The sequence below is a fragment of the Clavibacter sp. CT19 genome, assembly GCF_027858075.1.
Taxonomy (GTDB): Bacteria; Actinomycetota; Actinomycetes; order Actinomycetales; family Microbacteriaceae; genus Clavibacter; species Clavibacter tessellarius_A.
Genome location: NZ_JAQHYR010000001.1, coordinates 479,529 through 488,112 on the forward strand (window position 1 = coordinate 479,529; position 8,584 = coordinate 488,112).

Genomic DNA, 8,584 nt, shown 5'->3' on the forward strand with positions numbered 1-8,584 from the left:
AGGCTCGGCCAGGCAGGCCCCGGCCGCACCTCCTCCACGAGATCGGCTCAGATGGCGAACCACCCGCGACGCGACCCCGTCGCCGGCATCCCCGGCGGACTGCCCGCCGTCTCGTACGTCATGCCGATCCTGAACGAGGCGGCGCACGTGCGCGCGGCGGTCGAGAGCATGATGCGCCAGGACTACGGCGGCGACTTCGAGGTCGTCCTCGCGCTGGGCCCGAGCACCGACGGCACGACGGAGGTCGTGCGCGAGATGGCCCGGGCGGATCCGCGCATCACGAGCGTGGACAACCCCAGCGGCTCCACCCCCGGCGGCCTCAACGCCGCGATCCGCGCCACCCGGAACCCCGTGGTGATCCGCGTCGACGCGCACTCCCTCCTCCCGCGCGACTACACGCGCATCGCCGTCGAGACGCTGCAGGCGACGGGCGCCGACAACGTCGGCGGCCTCATGTCGGCCGAGGGTCGGACGCCGTTCGAGAAGGCCGTCGCCCGCGCGTACGGCGCCCGCGTCGGCCTCGGCGGCACCGCGCATCACGTGGGCGGCGAGGAGGGGCCGGCGGAGACCGCGTACCTCGGGTCGTTCCGGCGTGACCGGCTCCTCGAGGTGGGGCTCTTTGACGAGGGGGTCCGTCGCGGCCAGGACTGGGAGCTCAACCGACGGCTCCGCCGGAGCGGCGGGCTCGTGTGGTTCACCCCGCGGATGAAGGTCACCTACCGCCCCCGCTCCACGTTCCCGTCGCTGGTCCGGCAGTTCTTCGCGACGGGGCTCTGGCGCGGCGAGCTGGCGCGCCGGTACCCGCGACAGAACGGCGTCCGCTACTTCGTGCCCCCCGTGGCGGTGGCGGGCGTGGCGACGGGGCTGCTCCTCGGCGCCGCCGGCGCGATCGGACCCGCCGTCGGGCTACCGGGCCTCCGCCGCCTGGTCGGCGCGTTCGCCGTCCCCGGCCTCTACGCGGGGTTCGTCCTCGTGAGCACGGTCGGCGTCGCGGCGCGCGACGGGGCGGCCACGATGCTGCGGTTCGCGGCGGTGCTGCCGTGCATCCACTTCAGCTGGGGCACCGGCTTCGTGCTGGGATTCCTGCACCTCACCGACGACCTCGACGGGCACACGGGACGATGACCTCCGCGACCGACCCCGCCGCTCGCGGCCTGCCCGGATCCATCGCCGAGCTGCGCCGCGTCACGCAGCCGCCCGAGGTCCGGCTGCGCGCCAACGCCGAGCACTGGACGGCGCACCTCTACCTCCGCGACCTCTCGCCGTACCTCACGTGGCTGCTGCTCCGCACGCGCATCAGCGCCAACGGCGTCACGGTCGTGATGATCCTCACCGGCTGGGCCGCCGCGGCCGCGCTCCTCATCCCGGGCATCGCCGGCGCGGCGCTCGCCCTGGTGCTCGGCCAGCTGCAGATGCTCGTGGACTGCTGCGACGGCGAGGTCGCGCGCTGGCGTCGGACCTCGTCGCCGGTCGGCCACTTCCTCGACGCAGTGGGGCACTACTCGACGGAGACCCTCATCGCGCTCGCGCTGGGGATCCGCGCGGCCGCCTACCCGTTCGAGGCGCCGGACGACCTCCCGTGGACGACGCTGGCCTTCGCCCTGGCGCTGGTCATCGTGCTGAACAAGGCCCTGAACGACATGGTGCGCGTGGCCCGCGCGTCGGCCGACCTGCCCAAGGCGCCCGCGGGCGCGGGGACCGTGGCCTCGCAGCGGTCGCTCATCGCCACCGCGCGCCGCATCGTGCGCTTCCTGCCCTTCCACCGGATGTTCCACTCGGTGGAGCTCACGATCGTGACCTTCGTCGTCGCGCTCGCGGGCCTCCTGCTCGGCCAGCCGGAGACCGACCGCGTCTTCCTCGTCGCGCTGGTGCCGCTCGCCGTGCTCGCGCTCGTGGGCCACTTCGTCATGATCGTCACCTCGCGCCGTCTGACCTCCGCGTGACCGGCTCCCTGCCGCGCGTCGGCGTCGTCGTGCTCAGCCAGGGGCGGCGTCCGGACGGCCTCGCCGCGGCCCTCGCGTCCGTCCTGCGGCAGGAGGGCGTCGCGCTCGACGTCGTCGTGGTCGGCAACGGCTGGGACCCGACGGGCCTGCCGGCCGGGGTCCGCGGTCTGCACCTCCCCGAGAACCTCGGGATCCCGGCCGGCCGCAACGCCGGGGTGCCGCTCGTGGTCGGCGACGCGCTGTTCTTCCTCGACGACGACGAGACCGTCCCGAGCGCGTCGTTCGTCCGGGACGCACTCGCGCTGATGGGGGAGCGGGGCGACGTCGCGCTCGTCCAGCCGCGCATCGTCGACCCGACGGGAACCGCCACGCCCCGCCGGTGGATCCCACGGATCCGCAAGGGCGACCCGGCCGACTCGAGCGCCGTCTTCTCCGTGCTCGAGGGCGCGGTCGTCGTGCGCCGCGACGCGTTCGAGGCGGCCGACGGCTGGGCGGGGGAGTTCTTCTACGCCCACGAGGGGATCGAGCTGGCCTGGCGGATCTGGGACCAGGGGCTGCGCGCCTGGTACGCCGGCGACCTCGTCGCCCACCATCCGGCCGTCGCGCCCACCCGGCACGCGGAGTACCACCGCCTGAACGCCCGCAACCGCGTCTGGCTCGCCCGCCGCAACCTGCCGCTGCCCCTCGTCCCCGTCTACGTCGGGACGTGGACGGCCGTGCAGCTGATCCGCAGCGCCCGCGGCGGCGACGGTCTGAGCACGTGGCTGCGCGGCTGGCGCGAAGGCTGGACCACCTCCCCGGGCCGACGCCGGCCCCTGTCCTGGCGGACCGTCGTCCGCATGACGCGCGCGGGCAGGCCGCCCGTCATCTGATCGTGACCCGGCATCCCGCGGTCACGATCTCCTACCGTTCCGCGCCCCCGACCGGGGCGGGGCCGGGGCCGTCCGGAGCGCTGGCTACGGTGGATGCATGGGTCTCCTGAACGACGCGCGCCTCGGCGTGCGCGCCATCCTCTCGCTCGTCCAGCAGCGTCGGGCTCGCGGATCCCTGCAGCGCAAGCTGGCGCTCCGGCCGCCGTCGCCGCAGGGCGAGTACCGCATCGCCGTGTACTTCGCCGACTCGGCCGTGAACATGTACCAGATCCGGCAGTGGTACCGGCCGCTCGCGGAGCTCGCCCGGACGCACCCCGTCGTGATCCTCAGCCGCCACCCGAGCGGGGCGGACGCGCTCCTCGACGAAAGCCCGCTGCCGGTCGAGTACGTGCGCCGGGTGGCCGACCTCGAGCGGGTGATCGCGGAGCAGGACATCCGCATCGTCCTCTACGTCAACCAGAACACCCGCAACTTCCAGATGATGCGGTACGGGCGCCGCTGGCACGTCTTCGTCAACCACGGCGAGTCCGACAAGATGTACATGACCACGAACCAGTTCAAGGCCTACGACTACAGCCTCATCGCGGGGGACGCCGCCCGCGCGCGGCTCGGCAAGGTCCTCTGGGACTACGACCTCGACCGGCGCGCGATCCCCATCGGCCGCCCGCAGGCCGACCACTACGCGGGCGAGCTGCCGTTCACGCCGGACGACCGGACCGTGGTCCTCTACGCCCCCACCTGGGAGGGGGACCGCGCCGCGGCCGCGTACGGGTCCATCGCCACGCACGGCGTCCCGCTCGTGCGCGACCTGGTCGCCACGGGCCGGCACCGGGTCGTGTACCGGCCGCATCCGCGCTCGGGCGTCGTCGACCCCGAGTACGCCCGTGCGGACCGCGAGATCGCGGCCGTGCTCGAGCGGGCGAACGCGCAGGACCCGTCGGCGCAGCACGTCGTCGACCGATCCCGGGAGCTCGGCTGGCAGCTGTCCGCGGCCGACATGGCCATCGTCGACATCTCGGCCATGGTCTACGACCGGCTGGCGGCGGGGAAGCCGCTCATGGTGACGCGACCCGTGCAGCCGGAGGCGCAGATCGACACCGACGGCTACCTCTCCGACTGCGAGTGGCTGACCGCCGACGACGCCCGCAGCATCGTCGCGCGCCTCGACGAGCTGCAGCACGACGCCGCGGCCGACCGCCGGCTCGCGGCGTGGGTGCGCCACTACTTCGGCGATGCGTCCCCGGGTGCCGCCACGGCACGCTTCCACGCGGCGATCGAGCTCCTCCTGTCGGAGTGGGACCGGCACGCCGCCCTGCATGCGCGCGACGAGGCGACCGACGGCGGGGACGCAGAGGTGGACGACGAGGACGAGGAGTCCTGATCGCGGGGAGGGCCGCGTGCTCGAGAGCCGTCCAGCCGCTAGCGCTTGGCGGCCTTCTTCTCCGCGATGCGGATCACGCGGGGCTTCTTCTCCGGCACGGCGAGGTCGGCCGGGAACGTCGCGGGCGCCGGGCCGAACGCTTGGCGGGAGCTCGCGACGATCTTACCGCCGAGCATCCGGTTGCCGGTGCCGCCGATGACGGCGCCGATGCCGAAGGGCACCGCGCGGCCGATCGCGCTGGCGCCCTGGTTCACGACGAACCGGCGGATGAAGGCGCGCTTGATGCGGTCGGCGATGGGCCCCATGGCGAACGACGGCAGGCCGGAGGTGATGGCCCGACCCCAGTTCGCGTTCCGGTCCGTCGGCTGCCCCGAGAACTGGCCCGTGAACTGCTGGATGACCTGGGCGCCCGGCGCGCCGAGCATCATGGTCATGACGAGGGCCCGGGCCCGCACCGGATCCTCGACGGTGATGCCGTGGACCTCGGTGATGGACTGCGCGAAGAGCGCGCTCGCCTCGAGGAAGCCCGCGGTCTCGACGCCGGTCAGGGCGAGGGAGACGCCGGTGCCGATCCCGGGGATGACGGCGCTGGCGCCCACGGCGGCCCCGCCCGCGGTGACCGCGGTGAGGAAGCGCTTCTCCAGGATCGCGATGATGCGGTCGGGGGAGGCCTCCGGGTGACGCGCGCGTATGGACCGGATGTGGGCGAGCACGACGGGGCGCTGCACGGACAGGAGACGATCGATGCCCGTGGCCACGGCGGGATCGAGGTCGGGTGCGTCGTTCATGGGGAGAGCCTACGCGGCGGCAGCTGATCCTTCGTGCCCTCCGGGTCCGTGACGCCCGCGCGATGTCCGGGGGTGCTCGAGAGGGTAGGCCGTAGAAGCATGGGGCGCCGGCGCTCTGGCTATTCCTTCATGTGGCGGATAAGCATGTGCCATGGTCACCACCGTCTCCGAGGCCGCCGCCGCGTTCGGCGCCCGCGTGCGCGAGCAGCGCCAGCGCATCGGCATCAGCCAGGAGACGCTCGCCGAGCTCTCCGGCATCCACTGGACCGCCCTCGGCAAGATCGAGCGCGGGCAGCGGAACCCCTCCCTCCGGAACATCATCAAGATCGCGAGCGGCCTCGACGTGGACGCGGGCCTCCTCGTGACGGGCCTCACCGCCGACATGCTCCCGCAGGACGACGGCGACTCGCCGGCCGAGCTCATCCGGCTCGAGCGCGAGCGCGACCGGCGCGGCACCACGCCCGTCAGAAGCTGACGCGCCACAGGTACTCGCCCCCGTCCGGACGGAACCACCGCACCACGAGGACGGTGTCGAGCGCGAGGTCGTCCCCTCGGATGGTCGTGGACAGCCGCTCGCCCGGCCGCACCGTGACGGGCGCTCGCGAGAGCATCGTGCCGGAGCCGAGCAGGTGCAGCGAGATGGCGTGCAGCACCTCCTCGCCGACGTTGACGAGCGCGAAGCGGGGGCGTTCGAGCGTGCGGTCGAAGTGCCAGGGCACGCGGTACGCGGGCTCGGGATCCGGGCGGACGGGCAGGGGCGGGACGGGTCGCAGCATGCGTGCACGGTAGGGGCGACGTGCGACGTGCGAGGTCGCGGGCCTGTGGAGGGGCGGGGCTGGGGAGGAGGGGTGCCTAGCTGGCCGCCGCGGCCGGTGCCGCGGGCGGCTCGAGGTCGGCGTTGTAGGCGTCCACCACCCGGTCGATGGGGCCGTCGAGGACCAGCGCGCCCCTGTCCAGGTAGAGGCCCCGCGTGCAGAAGCGGCGCAGGTCGCGCTCGTTGTGCGAGACGAAGAAGAGGGTGCGCCCCTCCGCCAGCATCTGCTCGATGCGGTGGTAGCACTTCTCGCGGAACGCCTTGTCGCCCACCGCCAGCACCTCGTCGACGAGCAGGACCGGCTCGTCGAGGCGGGAGATGACCGCGAACGCGATGCGCACCTTCATCCCGCTCGACAGGTGCTTGTACGGGGTGTCCACGAAGTCGGGGATCTCGGCGAACGCGATGATCTCGTCGAACTGCGCGTCGATCTCCGCCTTCGACATCCCGTGCAGGCCGGCCGTGAGGTAGATGTTGTCTCGCACCGTCAGGTCGTTGACGAAGCCGCCCGTGATCTCGATGAGCGGGGCGACGCCTGCGTGCACGCCGACGGCGCCCTCGTCCGGGATCAGCACCTCGGCCACCAGCTTGAGGAGCGTGGACTTGCCCTGCCCGTTGCGGCCGACGACGCCGATCGCCTCGCCCGCGCGCACCTCGAAGCTCACGTGGCGCAGCGCCCAGAACTCGCCGGGGCGGGCGCGACGGGCGGACCCGGCGAACAGGTCCTTGAAGCTGCGGCGGGCCTTGCGGTTCCGGCGGAAGCGGATGCCCGCGTCTCGGACGGCGATGACCGGGGCGGAGGCGTCCGCGGAGGCGGCGGCGGGTGCGGCGTCCATCAGATCTCCTTCAGCACGGCAGGCAGGGAGCGGCGGAAGACGAGCGCGCCCACGGCGAGCAGGACGCCCGCGATGAGCGCGCTCACGCCCACGGCGTACCAGTCGAGCTCCGCGGGGAAGAACGCCGAGCGGTAGAGGCCGAAGATGCCGGTGAGCGGGTTGAGCGCGGCCCACGGGTGCAGCTCGGCGGGCAGGTCGCGCGACGAGTAGACCACGGGGGAGGCGTAGAAGAGGAAGCGCAGGACGAGCTTGACGGCGCGCTCGAGGTCGCGGAAGAAGACGACGAGCGGCGAGATGACGAGGCCGATGCCGAGGAGCAGCGCCGCCTGGATCACCACGGCGAGCGGGAACAGGAGGACCTCGACCGACAGCCCCGCACCGGCCACGATCGCGAAGACGGCCAGCACGGGCAGGCTCGCGATGAGCTCGAAGCCCTTCGCGAGCACGAGCCGCAGGACCCAGATGGTGCGCGGGATCCGGGTCGATCGCACGAGCTTGGCCTGCGAGCTGAACGCCCGGGTGAAGTCGCTCGTGGCCCCGGTGAACCACATCCACGGCAGGAGGGCCGCGAGGAGGAAGACGATGTACGGCTCCTCGCCCACGTCCCGGGTGAAGACGACGGTGAAGACGAACCAGTAGATGCCCGACATCACGAGCGGGTCGAGGATCGACCAGAACCAGCCGAGCGCGCTGGTGGAGTAGCGGACCTTCAGGTCGCGCGTCGTCAGGAGCCAGAGCGAGCGGCGGTAGCGGGCGGCGGGGGTGCGGGACGCGCGGCCGGGCATGGCGGCATCGTGCACGGCGGGGTCCTCTGCGTCAGCATCCCCGAGGCGGCCTAGACGAAGAGGTTGGCCCTCTCGAGGTCCTCCGCGAAGTCGACCTCGACCGCGTACAGGTCGGAGATGTCTACCGGTTCGACGAGCAGGGAGTCCTGCTCGACGCCCAACTCTATTCCACGCTCGAAGTAGTCCTGGTCGCCGACGCGGGCCAGCTGGCGGATGAGGACGGGCTTGTCGGCCTTGGAGATGTAGTTGATGCCCACGGCCTCGCCCAGCCCGCCGACGACGGTCTTGGACAGCTCGCGGATGTACCCCTCGGGGCTCGTCGTGTACTTGACCTCCTCGTCGGAGACGCGCGAGGTGTTGACCGTGACGAACGACTGGTCCCGCGCGATCATCGCGGCCGCGCGGCGCAGGATCATCGGGTCGAACACGACGTCGCCGTTCATCCAGAGGACGCCCCCGGGGCCCGAGGCGCGGAGGGCGCGGAGCAGGCTCTTGGACGTGTTGGTCTGGTCGTACTGCTCGTTGTAGATGTACTCGGCGTCGGGGAAGGCGTCGATGATGTGGTCGAGCTTGTAGCCCACGACGATGCTGACCTTGGCGTCGTCGCCGAGGCCGAAGCGGATGTTGTCGAACTGCTGGCCCATGATCGTGCGGCCGTCGCTGAGCTCGGTGAGGGGCTTGGGGAGGCTGCGTCCGAGACGGCTGCCCATGCCTGCCGCCAGGATGACTACCTGGGTGGTCATGTGTTCTCCGTTCGATGCGGGGTGCGGAGTCCGCTCGGGAGCCCTCCGACGTCGAGGGTTCGCCGGGACTTCACCCGCGGGTTTCCTGTTCGACACGCCGTCATGCCTCCTTCACCCTACGCCGCGGGTGGGGAAATGCGGGGGAGGCGGGAAGCGGTCGTGTCCCTTTCGTGACGTCCGGACGGTCGCGGTGCCGCGGATCGGCGCCTCGACGGGCGCTCGGGGGAGCGGTGCCCGCCGTAGCACGAGGACGCCCGGGCGGGCGCGGAGGAGGGCCTTGCTAACGTGGGCGCGTGACCGACGCCCCCGACGACACGACCTCATCCGACGCGACGTCCGACCGGTCCGCCGCGCTGCCCGACGGGGCCGCCGGCAGCCCCTCCGCGACGCACGCCGATGCCGACCGCGCCACCGACGCCGGT

10 protein-coding genes are annotated in these 8,584 nt (G+C 72.6%); 5 read left to right on the top strand and 5 right to left on the bottom strand.

Features of this window, described 5'->3' with window-relative positions; all coding sequences use genetic code 11:
* Positions 1–51 precede the first annotated feature (51 nt).
* The 4 genes from PED38_RS02185 to PED38_RS02200 all read left to right on the top strand — a co-directional run bounded on the left by PED38_RS02185 (position 52) and on the right by PED38_RS02200 (position 4,196).
* Positions 52–1,125: a glycosyltransferase family 2 protein gene (locus PED38_RS02185; RefSeq protein WP_063071237.1), complete on the top strand. Its 1,074-nt coding sequence runs from the start codon at positions 52–54 to the stop codon at positions 1,123–1,125.
* The gene (locus PED38_RS02190) at positions 1,122–1,943 is read left to right on the top strand and encodes a CDP-alcohol phosphatidyltransferase family protein (protein ID WP_063071238.1); all 822 of its coding nucleotides are present in this window, start codon (positions 1,122–1,124) and stop codon (positions 1,941–1,943) included. The genes PED38_RS02185 and PED38_RS02190 overlap by 4 nt, the downstream gene beginning before the upstream one ends.
* Positions 1,940–2,815: a glycosyltransferase family 2 protein gene (locus PED38_RS02195; protein WP_270979428.1), complete on the top strand. Its 876-nt coding sequence runs from the start codon at positions 1,940–1,942 to the stop codon at positions 2,813–2,815. Before PED38_RS02190 ends, PED38_RS02195 begins: the two co-directional genes overlap by 4 nt.
* A 97-nt stretch (positions 2,816–2,912) precedes the next feature.
* Positions 2,913–4,196 carry a hypothetical protein gene (locus PED38_RS02200; protein WP_270979429.1) on the top strand — a complete coding sequence of 428 codons (1,284 nt, stop codon included), beginning with the start codon at positions 2,913–2,915 and terminating at the stop codon, positions 4,194–4,196.
* A gap of 38 nt (positions 4,197–4,234) precedes the next feature.
* On the opposite strand, the gene PED38_RS02205 is transcribed toward PED38_RS02200, so the two are convergent.
* Complete coding sequence (locus tag PED38_RS02205; protein WP_270979430.1) at positions 4,235–4,984, bottom strand: hypothetical protein; 750 nt, start codon at positions 4,982–4,984, stop codon at positions 4,235–4,237.
* A gap of 151 nt (positions 4,985–5,135) precedes the next feature.
* On the opposite strand from PED38_RS02205, the gene PED38_RS02210 reads away from it, so the two are divergent.
* Positions 5,136–5,459: a helix-turn-helix domain-containing protein gene (locus PED38_RS02210; protein WP_063071242.1), complete on the top strand. Its 324-nt coding sequence runs from the start codon at positions 5,136–5,138 to the stop codon at positions 5,457–5,459.
* On the opposite strand, the gene PED38_RS02215 is transcribed toward PED38_RS02210, so the two are convergent.
* The 4 genes from PED38_RS02215 to PED38_RS02230 form a co-directional block, all read right to left on the bottom strand.
* On the bottom strand, positions 5,449–5,760 hold the full coding sequence (locus tag PED38_RS02215; protein ID WP_063071243.1) for a hypothetical protein: 312 nt from the start codon (positions 5,758–5,760) through the stop codon (positions 5,449–5,451). The genes PED38_RS02210 and PED38_RS02215 overlap by 11 nt on opposite strands.
* A 76-nt stretch (positions 5,761–5,836) precedes the next feature.
* Positions 5,837–6,634, bottom strand: a complete 798-nt coding sequence (locus PED38_RS02220) for an ABC transporter ATP-binding protein (RefSeq protein WP_063071244.1) — start codon at positions 6,632–6,634, stop codon at positions 5,837–5,839.
* Positions 6,634–7,434, bottom strand: coding sequence for an ABC transporter permease (locus PED38_RS02225; RefSeq protein ID WP_270979432.1), 801 nt, complete (start codon positions 7,432–7,434; stop codon positions 6,634–6,636). The genes PED38_RS02220 and PED38_RS02225 overlap by 1 nt, the downstream gene beginning before the upstream one ends.
* A 35-nt stretch (positions 7,435–7,469) precedes the next feature.
* Complete coding sequence (locus tag PED38_RS02230) at positions 7,470–8,162, bottom strand: phosphocholine cytidylyltransferase family protein (RefSeq protein WP_270979433.1); 693 nt, start codon at positions 8,160–8,162, stop codon at positions 7,470–7,472.
* Positions 8,163–8,584: the final 422 nt, after the last annotated feature.

Bases quoted from the DNA above. Each gene is read 5' to 3' on its own strand.
- PED38_RS02220 (WP_063071244.1), bottom strand. From the start codon at position 6,634: ATGGACGCCGCACCCGCCGCCGCCTCCGCGGACGCCTCCGCCCCGGTC.
- PED38_RS02215 (WP_063071243.1), bottom strand. From the start codon at position 5,760: ATGCTGCGACCCGTCCCGCCCCTGCCCGTCCGCCCGGATCCCGAGCCC.
- PED38_RS02190 (WP_063071238.1), top strand. From the start codon at position 1,122: ATGACCTCCGCGACCGACCCCGCCGCTCGCGGCCTGCCCGGATCCATC.
- PED38_RS02210 (WP_063071242.1), top strand. From the start codon at position 5,136: ATGGTCACCACCGTCTCCGAGGCCGCCGCCGCGTTCGGCGCCCGCGTG.
- PED38_RS02185 (WP_063071237.1), top strand. From the start codon at position 52: ATGGCGAACCACCCGCGACGCGACCCCGTCGCCGGCATCCCCGGCGGA.
- PED38_RS02230 (WP_270979433.1), bottom strand. From the start codon at position 8,162: ATGACCACCCAGGTAGTCATCCTGGCGGCAGGCATGGGCAGCCGTCTC.
- PED38_RS02205 (WP_270979430.1), bottom strand. From the start codon at position 4,984: ATGAACGACGCACCCGACCTCGATCCCGCCGTGGCCACGGGCATCGAT.
- PED38_RS02200 (WP_270979429.1), top strand. From the start codon at position 2,913: ATGGGTCTCCTGAACGACGCGCGCCTCGGCGTGCGCGCCATCCTCTCG.